This is a genomic window from Lentiprolixibacter aurantiacus, from assembly GCF_026241225.1.
Lineage (GTDB): Bacteria > Bacteroidota > Bacteroidia > Flavobacteriales > Flavobacteriaceae > Lentiprolixibacter > Lentiprolixibacter aurantiacus.
Genome location: NZ_JAPFQP010000004.1, coordinates 178,749 through 196,431, shown reverse-complemented (window position 1 = coordinate 196,431; position 17,683 = coordinate 178,749). Strand labels below are relative to the sequence as shown.

Annotated in this window: 15 protein-coding genes and 1 tRNA gene; 8 read left to right on the top strand and 8 right to left on the bottom strand. The window is 46.2% G+C overall.

Annotated elements, in window-relative coordinates:
• Positions 1-16 precede the first annotated feature (16 nt).
• From hypE to OO016_RS12175, 7 genes are read right to left on the bottom strand one after another with little or no spacing between them, the layout of a single operon-like run.
• Positions 17-1,042, bottom strand: a complete 1,026-nt coding sequence (gene hypE, locus OO016_RS12205; protein ID WP_266014390.1) for a hydrogenase expression/formation protein HypE — start codon at positions 1,040-1,042, stop codon at positions 17-19.
• Between the two features lie 15 nt (positions 1,043-1,057).
• Positions 1,058-2,149, bottom strand: a complete 1,092-nt coding sequence (gene hypD, locus OO016_RS12200) for a hydrogenase formation protein HypD (RefSeq protein WP_266014388.1) — start codon at positions 2,147-2,149, stop codon at positions 1,058-1,060.
• Positions 2,146-4,422, bottom strand: a complete 2,277-nt coding sequence (gene hypF, locus OO016_RS12195) for a carbamoyltransferase HypF (RefSeq protein ID WP_266014386.1) — start codon at positions 4,420-4,422, stop codon at positions 2,146-2,148. Before hypF ends, hypD begins: the two co-directional genes overlap by 4 nt.
• Before the next feature lie 36 nt (positions 4,423-4,458).
• Complete coding sequence (locus OO016_RS12190; protein WP_266014384.1) at positions 4,459-4,992, bottom strand: hydrogenase maturation protease; 534 nt, start codon at positions 4,990-4,992, stop codon at positions 4,459-4,461.
• Positions 4,989-5,696 (bottom strand): Ni/Fe-hydrogenase, b-type cytochrome subunit, encoded by a 708-nt coding sequence (gene cybH, locus OO016_RS12185; RefSeq protein ID WP_266014382.1) that lies wholly within the window; start codon positions 5,694-5,696, stop codon positions 4,989-4,991. Before cybH ends, OO016_RS12190 begins: the two co-directional genes overlap by 4 nt.
• Before the next feature lie 10 nt (positions 5,697-5,706).
• Positions 5,707-7,434, bottom strand: coding sequence for a nickel-dependent hydrogenase large subunit (locus OO016_RS12180; RefSeq protein WP_266014380.1), 1,728 nt, complete (start codon positions 7,432-7,434; stop codon positions 5,707-5,709).
• 12 nt (positions 7,435-7,446) lie between these two features.
• The gene (locus OO016_RS12175; RefSeq protein WP_266014377.1) at positions 7,447-8,580 is read right to left on the bottom strand and encodes a hydrogenase small subunit; all 1,134 of its coding nucleotides are present in this window, start codon (positions 8,578-8,580) and stop codon (positions 7,447-7,449) included.
• Between the two features lie 199 nt (positions 8,581-8,779).
• On the opposite strand from OO016_RS12175, the gene hypA reads away from it, so the two are divergent.
• The 8 genes from hypA (at position 8,780) to OO016_RS12135 (ending at position 15,592) form a co-directional block, all read left to right on the top strand.
• Positions 8,780-9,121 carry a hydrogenase maturation nickel metallochaperone HypA gene (hypA, locus tag OO016_RS12170; RefSeq protein ID WP_266014374.1) on the top strand — a complete coding sequence of 114 codons (342 nt, stop codon included), beginning with the start codon at positions 8,780-8,782 and terminating at the stop codon, positions 9,119-9,121.
• Between the two features lie 173 nt (positions 9,122-9,294).
• Positions 9,295-11,115 carry an NAD(P)H-dependent oxidoreductase subunit E gene (locus OO016_RS12165; protein ID WP_266014371.1) on the top strand — a complete coding sequence of 607 codons (1,821 nt, stop codon included), beginning with the start codon at positions 9,295-9,297 and terminating at the stop codon, positions 11,113-11,115.
• The gene (locus tag OO016_RS12160) at positions 11,108-12,373 is read left to right on the top strand and encodes an NADH-quinone oxidoreductase subunit B family protein (RefSeq protein ID WP_266014369.1); all 1,266 of its coding nucleotides are present in this window, start codon (positions 11,108-11,110) and stop codon (positions 12,371-12,373) included. Before OO016_RS12165 ends, OO016_RS12160 begins: the two co-directional genes overlap by 8 nt.
• 35 nt (positions 12,374-12,408) lie before the next feature.
• Positions 12,409-13,863 carry a Ni/Fe hydrogenase subunit alpha gene (locus OO016_RS12155; RefSeq protein ID WP_266014367.1) on the top strand — a complete coding sequence of 485 codons (1,455 nt, stop codon included), beginning with the start codon at positions 12,409-12,411 and terminating at the stop codon, positions 13,861-13,863.
• A complete protein-coding gene (locus tag OO016_RS12150) occupies positions 13,844-14,302 on the top strand; it encodes a hydrogenase maturation protease (RefSeq protein WP_266014365.1) in 459 nt (152 codons plus the stop codon). The genes OO016_RS12155 and OO016_RS12150 overlap by 20 nt, the downstream gene beginning before the upstream one ends.
• A gap of 11 nt (positions 14,303-14,313) precedes the next feature.
• Entirely contained in the window at positions 14,314-15,138 is an 825-nt protein-coding gene (gene hypB, locus OO016_RS12145; RefSeq protein WP_266014362.1) for a hydrogenase nickel incorporation protein HypB, read from the top strand.
• Between the two features lie 19 nt (positions 15,139-15,157).
• The gene (locus tag OO016_RS12140) at positions 15,158-15,424 is read left to right on the top strand and encodes a HypC/HybG/HupF family hydrogenase formation chaperone (protein WP_266014359.1); all 267 of its coding nucleotides are present in this window, start codon (positions 15,158-15,160) and stop codon (positions 15,422-15,424) included.
• A gap of 91 nt (positions 15,425-15,515) precedes the next feature.
• Positions 15,516-15,592 (top strand) — tRNA-Pro (locus OO016_RS12135).
• A gap of 723 nt (positions 15,593-16,315) precedes the next feature.
• On the opposite strand, the gene OO016_RS12130 is transcribed toward OO016_RS12135, so the two are convergent.
• On the bottom strand, positions 16,316-17,683 hold the full coding sequence (locus OO016_RS12130; protein ID WP_266014357.1) for a RagB/SusD family nutrient uptake outer membrane protein: 1,368 nt from the start codon (positions 17,681-17,683) through the stop codon (positions 16,316-16,318).

Here is a 17,683-nt window from a genome sequence, read left to right as displayed (position 1 = left end):
AGTCACCACCGGCCGGCTAGCATATCCTGGGCAATTGTTCTCCTATAAGCGGACTAATGATTCGCTTGCCCCCAATACTGCTTTTCATGATTACCTTGGTGGGGTGCTCATCGGTTACTTCCCCTATACAAACTGCATTTTTGCCCTTTTCGTTATCCCGCATGGCGTGGACAATGTCCTCAGCAACCTCAGGGGCCACAACCGTGCAAAAAACACCTTCATTAGCTACAAACATGGGATCTAACCCCAAAATCTCACAGGCAGCGGCAACCTGCTTCTCCAGGGGGAGTTTGTTTTCCTCCAGCGTAATACCTTTATTAATGTCTGCTGCAATTTCGCATAATGTACTGGCCAAACCACCCCTTGTAGGATCCCTGAGCATGCGAATCTTGTCCCCAAAACGGTCCAGCAACTCCCATATCAGGAAATTCAGGTTGGTGGTGTCGCTTTCAATTGAGGATTCAAATTCCAGGCCTTCCCTTTGAGACATGATGGCCATTCCGTGCTGGGCAATATTGCCATTGACGATTATCTTATCCCCTTTTCGGATATTCTCGGCGCTTACCTTTGCTTTGGGATGCAGGGGTCCGAAACCGGTGGTGTTGATGAATATCTTATCTCCTTTTCCCCGTTCTACCACTTTGGTATCCCCGGTGATGATCTGTACGCCGGAATCGTCGGCAGCTCTTTTTATAGATTGTACAATCCTAATAAAGTCCTGTATATCCAGCCCTTCTTCTACAATAAAAGCAAGGGAAATGTATTTGGGCATGGCCCCGCACATAGCCACGTCGTTAACTGTGCCATGCACGGCCAGCTCTCCGATATTTCCCCCTTTGAAGAAAATAGGGGATACCACAAAACTGTCGGTGGAAATCGCCAGCTGGCCCTCTGTTCGAATCAGGGAACCATCGTGTTTCTGATTCAGGTAGGGGTTGCTGAAAACCCTGAAGATGATCCGGTCGAGGAGTTCGCGTGTCATAAGTCCACCACTGCCGTGTCCCAGGCTGATATTGTCAAATCCTAAATCGGATATATCCATATGCTTTTATTAAAGTTAAGAAATTAGGTCACTGGCAAAATGATAATAGGCGGCGCAGGCCCCTTCGGAAGATACCATGGGAGCCCCAAGCGGGTTGGCCGGGTTACAGGCCTTCCCAAACTGACTGCACTGATGTGGTTTTTTTATGCCCCGTAAAATTTCACCCGCAATACAATCCGGGTGTTCGGGTGCCTGTATGGACCCCACCCCAAATTTGGATTCAGCATCAAAGGCACGGTACGCTTCTTTTAAAACGTAGCCGCTGTTCGGGATGTTGCCAATACCCCGCCATTCCCGGTCGCCGACTTCAAAAACGTCCTGAATCACTTTTTTAGCAGCTATATTCCCTTCTTCGCGCACTACCCGGGCATACTGGTTTTCTACAATATGTGTGCCTTTCTCCAACTGCTTAACCGCCATATAGATGCCCTGTACCAGGTCCAGCGGTTCAAAGCCCGTGATCACAATGGGTATTTTGTATTTCTCAGCCAGGGGGTAATATTCATCCAGGCCCATGATGGCACAGACATGTCCCGCTCCCAGGAAGGCCTGAATATTGCAAAGTTCGTCGTCTAAAATGCCTTCCATGGCCGGGGGCACCAATACATGGGATACCAGTATTGAGTAATTGGTAAGTCCTTCCTTTTTGGCATGGAGCACAGAAAGTGCATTGGCCGGTGCCGTGGTCTCAAAACCTACCGCAAAAAACACCACTTCCTTGTCCGGGTTCTGGCGGGCAATTTGTACCGCCTCCAGGGGCGAATATAAAATGCGCAGGTCCCCGCCAAGGGCCTTGGCCTGCAATAGGCTTTTCTTACTTCCGGGAACACGAACCATATCCCCGAATGAACATACAATGATGCCGTTCTCCAGCAATTCAACAGCTTTGTCTATCAGGTTCATCGGGGTAACACAAACCGGGCAGCCCGGGCCGTGGATCATCTGAACATGTTCCGGAAGCAGATCCAGAATTCCGTTTTTCACCAAACCATGGGTTTGGCCCCCGCATATTTCCATGATATTCCAGGGCCTGGTAACAGTATTTTCTATAAGCTTCAGGTAACCCTTGGTCGCCTCAAGATCCCGGTATTCATTTAAATACTTCATTGCTTTTTGTTTCCGCTACAATATATATGGTAGTTTATTTGCCCGAAGGAAACATTTTCGTCATTCGGACTCAAGTTACGATTAAAATAAAGTTTATAATTGGTCCCGGCCAATTCTATAAGCATATCAATCAATGTTGTATTCTGGAAAACCCCGCCGCTGAAGGCCAGATCGCTTATCTTATGTTTGTCGGCCATTTCAAAAACAAGATGTGCCAGCGTATACAGGAAACTGGCAATAATGTTTTCCCTGGAAGTCCCATTCGCATAATCGTTATAAAGGTTTTTCAAAAGTAATTGTGTTGGTATATTACCAGTATCAGGCAGGGAAGCATAGGATTTACAAGCACTCAAATCATATTCCTTAATATTATTTTCCAACAGGATGGCCGCTTCCCCCTCATAGGTATTGTAATCGCAAATTCCAAGAAGGGAAGCAACGGCATCGAACAGTCGGCCTACGGATGAGGTTTTGAGTTTGTTCCTTTCCCTGATGGACTTATAAATGTTTATTTCCTGACTCGTGAATTTCCGGGACAGAGTATCCTCCATATGGTTGTCGGATAAGGATAAGAGGGAAAGCCTGGGTTCCCTGGCCATTTTATCGCCTGCAAGCCAGTCAAAGTACTGCAAATGCCCTATGCGGTCTATCTGACCATCCTGGTAACTAAAAAATTCTCCACCCCAGATATTTCCGTCGTCCCCATATCCGGTGCCGTCCCAGATAACCCCCATTACAGGACCGTCCCTTTCAAAAAGGTCGTGCTCTCCCAGGACCGAAGCAAAGTGCGCCTTATGGTGCTGTACATGAAAGAGGTTCGTGCTTAGCTCCTTGCTTAATTCCTTGCCAAATTGCGTACTCTGGTATTCCGGGTGGGAATCTACCAGGATGGTGTCTGGTTTTTGTTCAAAAATCTCCATAAACCGGTTGGCCGTTTGAGTAAAACGGGTGTATACATCGTAATTATCCAGGTTGCCCAAATACTGGCTGAGGTAGATATAGTCATTGGGAATAAAGCCAATAGTGCTCTTTAAATGTCCGCCCATGGCCAGGATTTTTTCCTTTCCGGAATGCACTTTTCCAAAATAGTTTGGGGCATAGCCCCGGGAGCGCCTGAAGATTACTTCATGATGGAATTTGCTGCTGAACTTCACTAAGGAATCATCCTGTGGGTTGCTTACCGGCATATTGTGATGCACAAAATAATCGGCCACAGACTGCAGTGTTTGGAAACAATCTTCATTATCGCTAATTATAGGCGATCCGTGAAAATTACCGCTGGTAGCCACAATCGGCATGCTAATATGCTCCGCCAGGAGCTGTAAAATACCGGTATAGGGCATCATGATCCCCAATTGGTTCAATCCAGGCGCCAGTTCTTTTAGAGCCAGACTTCCCTTATATGCTTCTTTTTGAATAATCACGATGGGCCTTTCAGCGGAAGACAGGGCTTCCCTGTGTTTATTGGTAAGCCTTAGTTCTCTCTCCAACAAGTCAAAACTTGGATAAAGAATGGCAAAAGGTTTATTGGGCCTGTTCTTTTTATCCCGTAATCGTTGCACCGTTTCCGGGTTGGTCGCATCGCAGCACAATAGATAACCGCTGGTGTTTTTCAGCGCGATGATGGCCCCACTCTTCAATAGCTCCCCGATTTTCTCAAAAAGTTCCGTTTCCAGGTATTGCAGAATTTCACCCTGGCTATCCGTAAGTTCCATGCCTATGCCGCATTTGGAACAGGAATTGGTCTGGGAGTGGAAACGCCTGTCTAGTGGGTCGGTATATTCCCTTTCACATTCCGGGCACATGGTGAATTCTACTATACTGGTATGGTTCCGTTCAAAGGGGAAGGTATTGGTAATGGCCCAGCGTGGGCCACAGTTAACGCAGGTTGTAAAGGGGTAGTTATAACGACGGTTTGAAGCGTCCAGGATCTCACCAGCACAATCCGGGCAGATGGCAAAGTCTGGTGTTAGTTGAAGATTGAGCTTGCTTCCTTTTTTGGAAGGAATTATGCTGAAATCTTCATAATCCTTCAGAACAATTTCCCGTGCAGTATGCGTGTTTATCCGGGATACCTTGGGTGGATTTTCAATCAGCTGTGAAACAAAAGACCGGATATTCTCCTCTTTACCGGTAAGGTAGATGATAACCCCTTCTTCGTTGTTGGATACGGTACCGGTAAGGTCCAGCTGTTTGGCCAGTACGTAAACATAGGGTCGGAAACCAACTCCCTGTACCTGTCCTGTGATTATTACTTTGAAGGATTTGATCATCTTATATCGACTGGGACCTAAGCCAAAATAAGAAAATCAGGAATGTAATTCTTTTGTGAGCTGCACAATTTTCTGGATGGCCTTTGGTATTGAAGCCCTGACCTCCTCAGAAAGTTCCAAAGTCATGGGCTTCATTTCTTCAATAGAGATGGTTAGCAGGTGAATATCCGGTATCTGGTCCATAAGATATACAGCCTCTACCATATCTTTCAAGCCCACATCGTGTACACTTAGGGCAGAGGGGAAATCGGATGCAAAGCGTGGCTTAATTAGACTTAAGGAGCCCGGCGGTTTACCGTCCATGGTAGCATCCACAAAGATGATGGTTGGGTAGGATTCAAAACATCCCAGCAGGGTAAAGCCTCCGGTGCCTCCGTCTAGTATATCCACATTTTCCGGAAGGTCCAGTTTGGCCATTTCCTGGATGATGTGCACCCCTATGCCTTCATCACCCATCAGGTAATTACCCACCCCCATTACCAGGATGCTATCTGATTTGTCCTTCTCGAAGAAAAACGAATCACTGCTTATAGCAATGGGGGAGGGATTAGTGTCTTTATATCTGCTCATTTCTTTTTAAACCGTTCTTTGCGTACAAACTTGTATCCGCTGATCATGGCTGAAGTTTCGCCCCGTCCTTCCAGCCAGTCGTGATAGAAAACCAGATAGACATGGATCAGGGTAAACAGGATGAACAGCCAGGTAGCTGCGTGATGAATCTGCCGGGTAGCAAAATCGCCTCCAAGGAAGTCCGGCACCCATGCAAATAGCTGGGGTAGCCACCAGCCTGAGGTTGGCGCATACAGCCCGAAGCCTGTAAATATCTGTATCACAACCAGAACAAACAGGGCAAGGTAAGATAACGAAGCTACATAGTTGTGTCCTACGCTTATATTCTTTAACACCTCTTTTTCCTCGTTCCGCAACAGCACATCCACTTTCAGGACATGCTTGATGTTCTCCCAGGCTCTTTTATCCAGGGGCAGGAACCTGCGCCAGCTGGCGTAGTAATTCCCCATAAAACCCCAGTAAATCCGTATAACCGTACTGATCAGGAAGATATAAGCGGTGATGAAATGTATGGCCCTTACGGTTCCAAACCAGTAGATGTCACTGGCTTCTGCCTGAGACATAATGGCCGGTGGGTCTGCAATAATGAACCCTGTTACTGCCAGGACGAATATTGACAAGGCATTTATCCAGTGGCAAAAACGCACTGGTAATTCCCAGACCAGAACTCTCTTAAATTCATAGGTTTTAACAGCTTTGTCCATAACAGTGTTTTTAACAACTATTGATGTTAGTTACTCTGGAAACGTGCTTTCCATGCTCGTCGTACAAGTGCACAGCACAAGCCAGGCAAGGATCAAAGGAGTGAACCGTCCTGATGATTTCGAGCGGTAGTTCAGGATCTTCCACCGGAGTGTCTATCAGACAGGCCTCATAGGCAGACATTTGCCCGTTTGGATCCCTGGGTGAGGCGTTCCATGTAGTAGGCACTACCTGCTGGTAATTCTCGGTTTTCCCGTCCTTGATTTTGATCCAGTGGGCCAGGCTTCCACGAGGTGCTTCCGTAAAGCCAATTCCCTTGGCTTCAGCGGGCCATTTTTCGGGCTCCCAGAGTTCTGTATTGGCCATACGGGTGTCCCCGTTTTTGATATTGGTAAGCAATTGCTCATAGAATTCTATTGTCCAGTCTGCTACAAGCTGTGTTTCCAGGGCCCTTGCTGCAGTCCTGCCCAGTGTTGAGAACAGCGCTTCAACCGGAACTTCCAACTTGTTCAAAACTCCGTTTACGGCATTTTGAACTGCTTCGTTTCCACGTCCATAAGCAACCAGCAGTCGGGCTAATGGGCCCACCTCCATAGGTTTACCCTGCCATCTCGGTGTTTTTACAAAACTGTATTTCTGTGAAACATCCAGATGTTCAAACGGTGGTTTTGGTCCGGAATATTTAATATTGGTTTCTCCGTCCCATGGGTGTCTTCCGGTGTCTGCTCCTTCGGAATAGTTGTCGTACCAGGAGTTATTGACAAACTCTTCGATATCTCCATTTCTGTGATCCACATCATAAACTTTAGACAGATCACGATTCAGGATAACCCCTTGCGGGAATTTAAAACTACTGGGATCCCCATAGCCATTGGTTGGGAAATCACCATAAGACATATAATTACCATGTCCTTTGCCAATGAAGCCCCAGTCCTTATAATAAGGAGCTACTGCCAGTACATCTGGAATATAGACCTGATTGATAAAGTCTCTACCTTGTTTTAAGAGTTTGCCAACATGGGCCAGACGCTCAGCATTGAGGCCTCCCATGCTATCTTCATTGATGGCGCAGGCCATACCGCCCACCAGGTAATTGGGGTGGGGGTTTTTTCCTCCGAAAATGGTATGTACCTTAACTATTTCCTTTTGCCATTCCAGTGCTTCGAGATAGTGAGCTACTCCAAGTAGGTTTATCTCTGCGGGCAGTTTCATTTGCGGATGTCCCCAATAGCCATTGGCAAAAATGCCCAGTTGTCCGCTATTCACAAACTTTTTAAGTCGGTTTTGTACATCGCTGAAATAACCGGGTGAGCTTTTTGGCCAGTTGGAAATACTTTGGGCAATACGCGATGTCTCCGCGGGATCAGCGCTCAGGCAACTTACCACATCTACCCAGTCCAGGGCGTGAAGGTGGTAAAAGTGGACAGCGTGGTCGTGCATATACAGGGCACCTTCCATGATATTGCGGACCATTTCCGCGTTGGGTGGAATGGTAATACCCAGGGCATCTTCCACGGCACGTACCGAGGCTATGGCATGTACTGTGGTACACACCCCGCAGGTACGCTGCGCAAAAGCCCAGACATCCCGGGGATCCCTCCCTTTCACAATATTTTCAATTCCACGCACCATGGTGCTGGAACTGTAAGCGTCTACTATTTTACCGTCTTTAATTTCGGCTTCTATCCTTAAATGACCTTCTATTCTCGTAACGGGGTCAACTACTATTCTGTTAGCCATGATGTCTTGGTTTTAATTGTCTTTTTCCAGTTTCTCTTCGTTGACGATTCCCCTTTTGTAGCGGTCCTTGAGTTCTTTGCGTTTGGAAACATTGGCTGCGATGGCATGTGCAGTTATACCTGCAGCTACTACTCCGGCAGCCACTTTTCCTACCTTGTCTGCGGTTCCTTCAATGGAGAATCCCGGGATATTGGTCTGGCGCTCATAGAAAGGCCCATTGTCCCAGAAATTCGCCTCGCTACAGCCGATACAGCCATGACCCGACTGAATAGGGAAGCTTACTCCATTGTTCCATTTCATACTACCGCAGGCGTTATAAGTGCTTGGCCCTTTACAACCTACCTTGTAAAGGCAATAGCCTTCCTTGGCATTTTCGTCGTCAAAGGTCTCTGCAAATAAACCGGCATCGAAGTAAGGCCTTCGGTAACAGGTATCGTGAACCCGTTTTCCATAAAATGCTTTAGGCCTGCCCATACGATCCAGTTCCGGCAATCTACCAAAGGTTACGTAGTGGACAATCAGGGCGGCCATGGCTTCCCCTATAGGCGGGCAGCCCGGCATTTTAACTATGGGTTTATTCTTGATAATCTTATGGATGGGCGTAGCATCTGTAGGATTGGGTTTGGCACCCTGCACACAGCCATTGCAGGCACAACTACCCCAGGCAATGATAGCTTTGGCACCCTCTGCAGCCTCCTTCAGATGGTCCAGTGCGGTCCTTCCTGCAATGGTACAGTATACACCGTCTGCTCCCATTGGCACCGAACCTTCAACACATAAGATGTAGTCGCCATAATACTTTTTCATCGTATCGTGTTTGGCGGCTTCGGCCTGGTGGCCCGAGGCAGCCATCAGGGTTTCTGTGTAATCCAGTGAAATATTTTCGAGGATGATGTCTGCCACGATGGGGTGGTCAGAACGAATAAAACTTTCGCTGCAACAGGTACATTCCTGATAATGTTCCCAAATGACTGGCAGGCGATAGGTGGTCTCCAGTGATTTTGCCACCTGCCCAATCATGGAATGTTCTAATCCCATATAGGCAGAAATAAAAGCGGCAAATTTCATGAAGTCTCGTCGGCTATATCCGTGTCGGATAATACTTTCGTAATACGTTTCCCTGGCGGGTTTTACTAGCTTTCCCATGAATGTTTTGCTAAGATGGAGAGTTTAAAATTATATATCTGAAAATCAACAGATTAAAAAAAGGTCCCTTAAAAGTCCTAAACAATTAGCAGGAAGGCTATGATAAAAGTCATATTTTAATATTTAAAATTGCTTTAAATAAGTAGGTTGATTTTTAGTACTGTAAGAAGTAAAGTTGCAATCAAAATATTCCTTTGTAATGCACGAAATGTCCATTGCCATGAGCATTGTCAAAATTGCTGAAGAAGAGGCCAGGAAAGCCAATGTTAGGCATTTTTCAGCTATCGATCTGGAGATCGGAACCCTGGCTGGCATTGAATTTGACGCACTGGATTTTGTATGGGAAGCTGCCGTGCAGCAGACGGTACTCGAAAAAGCAGAGAAACGAATTATAAAAATTCCCGGCAGGGCGCGTTGTGCAGATTGCAACGAGGAATACCCCGTCTCATTTATCTACGATAACTGTCCCTCCTGCGGCAGTTACCTCAAAAGTATTTTACAGGGGAAAGAACTGCGGGTAAAAAGCCTGGAGACCCTTTAAATTTGACGTTGAATCCTCCCCTGATTTTTTAGACCCTTTTACTTCGGAATCCTTTGTGTTTCAAAGTGCTAAAATCTGCCTTTTAGCCCAAAAAATCTTACGTTTTATGACAGAAGTCATTATTCTTTTCGGGCCTCTACAGTACTTTTCGGATCTAAATAAATTTCGGAAATATGGGAGCAGAAAAGGGCACGGACCGGAGCACTTTGATGGACATTCTTTGGGATGTTCAGCGCAGAAAAAGATACATCAGCGAGGACGATATCGGAAAGATTGGGCAGGCATTCAATATGTCGAAAACGGAGTTGGAAGGAGTCATTACTTTTTATCATTTCTTCTCCACAACCAATCGCGGCAAATACACCATCTATCTCAACGATTCCATTGTTGCCAACCAGTCGGGCAGAAAAGCCATTCAGAGGGCGTTTGAAGAGGCGCTTGGTATTAAATTGGGCCATGTTACGCCCGACAATATGTTTGGCCTTTACCGGACTCCCTGTATTGGACTGAGTGATCAGGAGCCTTCCTGTTTAATTAACTTCAAACCCTTTACCAATCTTACCCGGGACAGGGTTTTTGAGATCGTTACCGAATTAAAATCCGGAAAAAGGCCCTCGGAGCTCTGCGATATCCCCAAGAGTATTATTCATTATACACCTGCAGAGGAAAGGACAGTATTTTTCAAACCTTACCGGCAATTTTCTTCCCTATCTATCCTGAATACCTACTCTCCGGAGGAGATAATAGATCTGGTTAAAAAGTCCAAATTAACAGGCCGGGGAGGTGCTTTTTTTCCCACAGGCCTGAAATGGGAATTCTGCCGCAATAACCCCTCAGAAATCAAATACATCATATGCAATGCAGATGAGGGAGAGCCGGGCACTTTCAAAGATCGGGTGCTTATGGAGGAACATCCCGAGTTAATGATTGAGGGGATGATCTTTGCAGCCTATGCAGTTGGTGCTAGCGAAGGGGCTATATACCTGCGGGCAGAATACATGTATTTAAGAGACCGGCTTGAGGAACTCCTGAGCAAATACAGGTCCCAAGGCTATCTTGGTAAAGGGATCAAAGCCAAAACCCCATTTGATTTTGATGTCTATATCCATATGGGTGCCGGTGCCTATGTATGCGGGGAAGAAACCGCCCTGATCCATTCCATGGAAGGTAAAAGGGGAGAACCCGGGACTAGGGAGTTCTTTCCTGTGGAAAAGGGATTTAACGATAGGCCTACCATTGTGAACAATGTGGAGACCCTTTGTGCGGTACCCAGGATCCTGGAAATGGGCATCAGTAAATATTTGAGCCTGGGAACCAAAGCAACTCCCGGAACAAAGCTTTTCAGCGTATCCGGAGATTGCAGCAAACCGGGAATGTATGAGATAGAATGGGGCATGAAGCTTCGCGATTTCCTGGACCTGATAGGAGCCGAGGATCCCTGCTTTATCCTTTTTAATGGCTTTGCCGGGGAGTGCCTCTCCGAGGCCGATTTTGACCGGGAGATCTCCGGGGAGAACCTGCTTGCCGAACACATGCAGTTCCGTTTTAAGGACCCACTGGAATACGCCCGAAAAATGGGTGGTATTGGTTTGAGAAGCGGGGGATCCTTTATGGTCTTTAACAAGCAACGGGACCTGCTGAAGATACTTAAAAATGTGGCCGACTTCTTTGTGGCAGAATCCTGTGGCATTTGTGTTCCCTGTCGTACCGGAAACTTTTTGCTTAACAAGAAGATTGATAAACTCATCCTGGGGCATGCGGAACAGCAGGACCTGGATGAAATTAAGGAATGGAGCAATATCATCAAGATCACCAGCAGATGTGGTCTGGGGAAAATGTCGTCAACTGCCCTTAACCATGCCATGCTTAAATTCCCCGAAGTCTTTGAAAAACGGATATCTGCAAATACGGATTTCAACAAATCCTTCAGTCTGGAGGGTGCTACAGCCGACTACGATAGAATTATAAATGAAATGACTCTGGATTATGACTGACAAAGTGAACATTTCCATTGACGGCAGGCACATAGTAACGGAAGCCGGAAAGAATCTTGTTACTGTAGCAAAAGAGCATGGGGTTTATATCCCTACACTGTGTTACTTCAGGAACCTGAATCCACTGGGAACCTGCAGGATTTGTACTGTCAGGGTGAACGGTAAGGATACCACGGGTTGTACGGTAAAAGCTGCCGGGGGAATGGAAATTGAGGTCAATACCCCCGATTTGCTGGAAAACCGCAAAGCAATCATTGAAATGCTGTATGCGGAAGGCAACCATTTCTGTCCAACCTGCGAGAAAAGCGGAAACTGTGAAATGCAGAATCACGCTTATGACATGGGACTTACAGTAACGCGTTACCCCCAGGTTTTCAGCGCAAAGAATGTGGATTTTACACCTAAGCGCATGATCATGGAATCTAACCGCTGTATTCTATGCAAGCGCTGTGTGGAGGAGGTAAAGACAAGGGACGGGTATGACGTTTTTTCCTTTGTCCAGAGAGGAGTGAAAACCCGGGTTCAGATCGATTATGAACAGGAAGAAAAACTGAGTGAAGCGGAAGCTATAAGGGCTATGAACCTTTGTCCGGTGGGCGCCATCCTGGTAAAAGGTATGATACAGGAACAGCCTTTTGGCGAACGCAAATACGACTTACTTGGGAAAGACATTAAACCGGTGGTAAGGAATGAGTCTCTGCGTAAAGCAGATAGCGGTAAATATATTATTGGCACAACTTCCCTGGCGGGTTGTTTTGGCTGCCATATGTCTTTGCTGGATATTGATACGGATTTACTGGACATTGTTGAACTGGCGGAATTCAATAAGTCGCCTTTAACTGATATCAAAAAATTCACCAAGCAGTGCCATATTGGCCTTATTGAAGGGGGTTGCTCCAATTCTGAAAACGTTCATGTGCTGAAGGAATTTCGTAAAAAGTGCGATATCCTGGTAGCCTTTGGCGAGTGTGCTATTATGGGAGGTATACCCGCCATGCGGAACTTTGTACCCCTGCAGGAATGCCTGGAGGAAGCTTATCTCAATGGTATAACCACGGAGATAGGTGCCCACGTGGTACCCGGACATGAGGATATTCCTAAAATGCTGAACAATGTATATCCCTGTAATGAGGTAGTAAAGATCGATTATTACATACCCGGCTGTCCGCCAAGTGCACAGCATATATGGAAAGTAGTGAAGAGTATTTTGCTTGGCGAAGAATTTTCAATCGCTCATGATGAATTTAAATACGACTGATCCGATCAAAAAAGAAAAGAACTAAACAACATAAGATGTCGCAAAAACTGGTAATTGATCCGGTAACCCGGGTTGAAGGTCATGGCAAGGTAACCGTCCACCTGGATGATCATAATAAGGTAAAAGATGCCTTTTTTCATGTAGTGGAATTCCGGGGGTTTGAACGCTTCATTCAGGGACACCCCTATTGGGAGGCCCCTGTTCTGGTACAGCGCTTGTGCGGGATTTGTCCCGTAAGCCACCATCTTGCTGCTGCCAAGGCCATTGATCAGATCGTTGGCCTGGACCCGGCAGACCTTTCCCTGCCTGCACAAAAGATCAGAAAACTGCTTCACCTCGCGCAGATATTCCAGTCGCACGCACTGCACTTCTTTTACCTGGCCTCGCCCGATCTATTGTTTGGGTATGATGCAGATCCGGTGAAGCGCAATGTGGTAGGCGTGGCTATGGAGTACCCTGCCCTGGCAAAGAAGGGAATACTGATGCGAAAATTTGGGCAGGAAATCATAAAGATGATAGCCGGCAAACGGATACACGGGATCTCTGCCACGCCGGGAGGGGTACACAAAAAAATAACTGTTAAGGAACGCAGCTATTTCCTGGAGGACAATGAAACCCCGTCAATTGATACCATGATCAACTGGTCTGTTGAAATTGTGGATTTTATTAAGGAGTATCATGGGAAAAACAAGGCCTTCCTTGATACTTTTGCCGCTTATCCATCCGGACATCTGGGTTTGGTGAACAAGGAAAACGGATTCCTGGAATTATATGATGGCAACCTGAGGGCTACGGATTTTGAGGGAAACGTAACCCTGGATGATATACGGGATGTGGACTATAACAAGCACTTTTACGAGGGAGTTGAAAAGTGGTCCTACTTAAAATTCCCATACCTGAAGCATCTGGGACGCGAAAAAGGATGGAACCGCGTTGGTCCGCTGGCGCGTATCAATATATGCGACGGGATTGAAACGCCTCTTGCAGAACGGGAAAGGCAGCTGTTTAAAGCCGAAACCAATGGGCAAATCAATAATATGACCATGCATACACACTGGGCCAGGCTTATCGAAATCCTTTACTGTGCCGAAATGATGAAGTCCCTGCTTGAGGACGATAATATCTTGTCAGGCGACCTGCACAGGAAGGGAGAGCGGCGCAATGAGGGCGTTGGTGTTATTGAAGCGCCAAGGGGTACCCTGATTCACCATTATGAGGTGGACGACAAAGACCGTATCACCCGTTGCAACCTGATCGTATCCACTACGCATAACAATGAAGCTATGAACCAGGCCGTTCGCTGGGTGGCTTCACATGAGATGAGCGGCAAACCCAGGGTGACTGAGGCGATGATGAACCAGATAGAGGTCGCGATCAGGGCCTACGACCCCTGCCTGAGTTGTGCTACCCATGCCCTCGGACAGATGCCCCTGGAACTCACACTATATGATGCCTGCGGAAACATAGTAGATGAAAGGATCAGGCAGTGACATATTGATCATAGGCATTGGCAATAGTGGCCGGGCTGATGACGGTCTGGGCTGGGCTTTTGTTGACAGGATCAGGGAAAGCCTTCCGGACCGCGTAGACTATGCTTATAATTACCAGCTTCAGATAGAGGATGCTGAATTAATTTCACATTACAGCAGGGTTTATTTTGTGGATGCACACATTATGGAATGGGATGAGGGTTTTACGCTGGACCCATGCACTCCGAAAGCCAACCAAGGTTTCACTACTCATGAACTTGAACCTGGTGCTGTATTGTACCTTGCTGAAACCCTTTACCATAAAAAACCTGAAGCCTTTATCCTGGGAATTACAGGCCTGAATTTTGAATTAAAAACAGGACTTTCGGAGGGGGCAGAGCAGAACCTGGCCAGGGCTTTGAACTACTTTAACGAAAATGTACTAAATTTAATAACCTAATTGATTAAGATATGTGTGGAACTTGTGGATGTGGAAGCGGAGAAAATGGAGTACGGATTTTAAGCCCTCTGGAAAAAAATGGTCATCATCACCATGATCACGACCACGATCATGGGCATCACCATCATCATGACCATGATCATCACCATCATGATCATACCCATGACCACCATCATAAAAAGGTACTGGAGGTGGAGCAGGACGTGCTGCAGCAGAACGAACTTATGGCAGCGAGAAACCGGGGTTATTTTGAAGCCAAGAATATTTTTGCCCTTAACCTGGTGAGTTCCCCCGGTGCCGGTAAGACTGCCCTGTTAGAGCGGACCCTTAAGGATTTGAAAGAGGAAGTACCTTTCTATGTCATTGAGGGCGATCAGCAGACGTTAAACGATGCCAACCGTATAGCGGCGCTTGATGTTCCTGTGATACAGATCAATACGGGGAAAGGTTGCCACCTGGAAAGCGATTCTGTTTACGAAGCAGTTAGGAACCTGAACCCGAAAGAAAACTCTGTATTGATGATCGAAAATGTGGGCAACCTGGTTTGTCCGTCGATGTTCAACCTGGGTGAGGCCATGCGGGTGGTTATCATAAGTACCACCGAAGGGGTGGATAAACCCTTGAAATATCCGGATATGTTCCACACTTCGGATATCTGTGTGATCAATAAGGTAGATCTCTTGCCCTATCTGGATATTGATATAGAAGAACTAAAGCAGAACGCGCTAAGGGTTAATCCCGGTCTTCGATTCTTTGAAGTTTCGGCTACCAAAGGCGAAGGGGTGGAATCCTGGTATTCCTGGTTGAAGGAGAATATTAAAGTAGCCTCTCATTGAGAATTCAAAAGTTTGTACCATGTGCCTGTCAATCCCCGGAAAACTAATTGAGATCACTTCCCAGCTGGATGATACCTTCAGAATGGGAAAGGTATCTTTTGACGGTGTAATAAAGGAAGTAAGCCTAACCCTGGTCCCGGAAGCTAATGTAGACGATTATGTCATGGTGCATGTAGGTGCTGCGATAAGCGTTGTGGATGAAGAAGAGGCTCAGAAAACCTTCAGCCTTCTGAAGCAGCTTGGTGAATTGAACGATCTGGAAGACGGCCCGGACAACGGGTTATAAAGGCGGCCTTTATTTGATTAAGCGCTATCTTTTTTCCCGGCAACAACCCCTCAGTTTTAATATTTTTAGTTTTATATTTGCAATCCGATTTCGGGATGTGGCGCAGTCTGGTAGCGTACGCGCATGGGGTGCGCGTGGTCGCTGGTTCGAATCCAGTCATCCCGACCAAGGAAAGCCAAGCAAAATTGCTTGGCTTTTTACATTTCCATCGGCGTCAAAAGCATGCTTTTGAAAGCAAGGGAAATGGAAAAACCATAAAGCGGAGCTTTGCGGGCATTACTTGAGCACCAACCCCCAACTCTGGATCACCGACTGGAAGGAGGTAATCCAGTAAAGGATGCATTAATATGTCTTTTGAAAGCAGGGGAAATGGAAAAACCATAAAGCGGAGCTTTGCGGGCTTTACTTGAGCACCAACCCCAACTCTGGATCACCGACTGGAAGGAGGAAATCCAGTAAAGGATGCATTAATATGTCTTTTGAAAGCAAGGGAAATGTAAAAACCACAAAGCGGAGCTTTTCGGGCTTTACTTGAGCACCAACCCCAACTCTGGATCACTACACCCTACGGGGTAATCCAGTCACCCCGACTCAGTCCCCGAAGTTTTAAGCGAAGGAGGATATTTTATTTTACGTAAACCTCATCAAATAAGATAATTACATTCGTGTTGTGAGGTCTGGTAAGTCCAAACTTGAAACATTTTAATTCTTTCTAGTGACTTGGGTTGTCCAGCATTTTTTTGGAATCAACATGATTTTGATAGCATGTTGCGGCCTTAGCCATTAATTTGATTTTGGGGTGGGGTTTAGGCCCCCAATGTTTACAGCGGACATTATAAAATAAAAAAGGCCCATATTTCTATGAGCCTTTTCTCTTTAATTAATTTATTATTAATAGCCAGCGTTCTGTTCCATCAGGCCATTGGTGTCCATTTCACTTTGTGGAATTGGCAATACCAGGGAGGCATCATTCCAGCTTAGTCCGCCAATTGTACCCTGAGTTCTTTTGACATCGTGGATAAGATGTCCTTCAAAAGCCAGTTCTAGCTGCCTCTCATTAAAGAATACATCAAGATCCAAAGCAGCCAGAGGACCGGCATTTGAGCGGCCTCTAAGGGCATTTATTTCAACCAGGGGATCCAGACCGATACTGGTTCCCTCCCTGAAATTTGACTCGGCTCGTATCAGGTGCATTTCCCCAATCCTCAAAACAGGCACGTTACCAAACTGGTTAGTGTATTTTGAAGTGAGAATCAAGCCATTATCAGGGCTTATATAATTGAAAGATAATCTGAAATCAGCAGGATCATCAAACAGATCCAAATAGGCCTGTTCTATAGAAATATCACCTCCTCTACCTCCATTGCTTTGTGAGGCATAGAAAACAATAAAGTCATTATCTCCAGACTGGTTAGTAACCTGCAAGGTAAAAAGATCCTCAACTCCATCTGCATCATTGTTAAATGCACCGTCAAAAGAGGCGGCAAGGGCATGTCCGCTGTTAGTTAAAACATCATCAGCTGCGTCGCGAGCTGCGGCGTAATTGCCCTGCTGAAAGTAAACCCTGGCCAGAAGTGCCTGAGCGGAATACCTGTCGGCAAATTCAGCATTATCAGCTGGTAAAAGGCTGTACGCATCATTCAAATCGCTGATAATTTGATTGTAAACATCTGCAACACTACTTCTCGCAATATCCAGATCCTGTGAAAAATCTGTTATTCCCTGAAGCCTCAACGGAACACCCAGTTGTGTGTTGGCCTGTCCGGCTTCAAATGCAGGAGCAAATAATCTTACCAGGTCAAAATAGGCCATTGCACGCAGGAATTTGGCTTCTCCTTCAACGCGATCAGCTTCTTCCTGACTGCTTTCAACCGCGCTGATATTGTCTATTACCAAATTGGCCTGATTTATGGTTTCATAATTGTTATCCCAGGCTCCTTCTACAAATCCATTGGTAACCAGAATGTTCTTATTCAGAAATTCTCTGGGATCAGCAAAGGTACCATTCCAGGATACTTCATCTACAGTACCCAAAAGGTCGGCCATGATCTGGCTTGAACCTCCAAGACTTGCATCATTACCTATTTCAGCGTAAACACCAATAAGGATATTCTTGATATTTTCTTCACTGCCGAGAGCTACATCCGTAGAAATACTCTGGGCAGGTTCTGTTTCGAGTTCGCTTTCGCAACTAACTAAAAATAGTGAGGCCACTACTAATAGGGAAAGCAGTTTTGATATGTATATTGTTCTTTTCAT

Coding starts and splice junctions, on each gene's coding strand:
- hypE (WP_266014390.1), bottom strand. CDS start 1,042: ATGGATATATCCGATTTAGGATTTGACAATATCAGCCTGGGACACGGC.
- hypD (WP_266014388.1), bottom strand. CDS start 2,149: ATGAAGTATTTAAATGAATACCGGGATCTTGAGGCGACCAAGGGTTAC.
- hypF (WP_266014386.1), bottom strand. CDS start 4,422: ATGATCAAATCCTTCAAAGTAATAATCACAGGACAGGTACAGGGAGTT.
- OO016_RS12190 (WP_266014384.1), bottom strand. CDS start 4,992: ATGAGCAGATATAAAGACACTAATCCCTCCCCCATTGCTATAAGCAGT.
- cybH (WP_266014382.1), bottom strand. CDS start 5,696: ATGGACAAAGCTGTTAAAACCTATGAATTTAAGAGAGTTCTGGTCTGG.
- OO016_RS12180 (WP_266014380.1), bottom strand. CDS start 7,434: ATGGCTAACAGAATAGTAGTTGACCCCGTTACGAGAATAGAAGGTCAT.
- OO016_RS12175 (WP_266014377.1), bottom strand. CDS start 8,580: ATGGGAAAGCTAGTAAAACCCGCCAGGGAAACGTATTACGAAAGTATT.
- hypA (WP_266014374.1), top strand. CDS start 8,780: ATGCACGAAATGTCCATTGCCATGAGCATTGTCAAAATTGCTGAAGAA.
- OO016_RS12165 (WP_266014371.1), top strand. CDS start 9,295: ATGGGAGCAGAAAAGGGCACGGACCGGAGCACTTTGATGGACATTCTT.
- OO016_RS12160 (WP_266014369.1), top strand. CDS start 11,108: ATGACTGACAAAGTGAACATTTCCATTGACGGCAGGCACATAGTAACG.
- OO016_RS12155 (WP_266014367.1), top strand. CDS start 12,409: ATGTCGCAAAAACTGGTAATTGATCCGGTAACCCGGGTTGAAGGTCAT.
- OO016_RS12150 (WP_266014365.1), top strand. CDS start 13,844: ATGAAAGGATCAGGCAGTGACATATTGATCATAGGCATTGGCAATAGT.
- hypB (WP_266014362.1), top strand. CDS start 14,314: ATGTGTGGAACTTGTGGATGTGGAAGCGGAGAAAATGGAGTACGGATT.
- OO016_RS12140 (WP_266014359.1), top strand. CDS start 15,158: ATGTGCCTGTCAATCCCCGGAAAACTAATTGAGATCACTTCCCAGCTG.
- OO016_RS12130 (WP_266014357.1), bottom strand. CDS start 17,683: ATGAAAAGAACAATATACATATCAAAACTGCTTTCCCTATTAGTAGTG.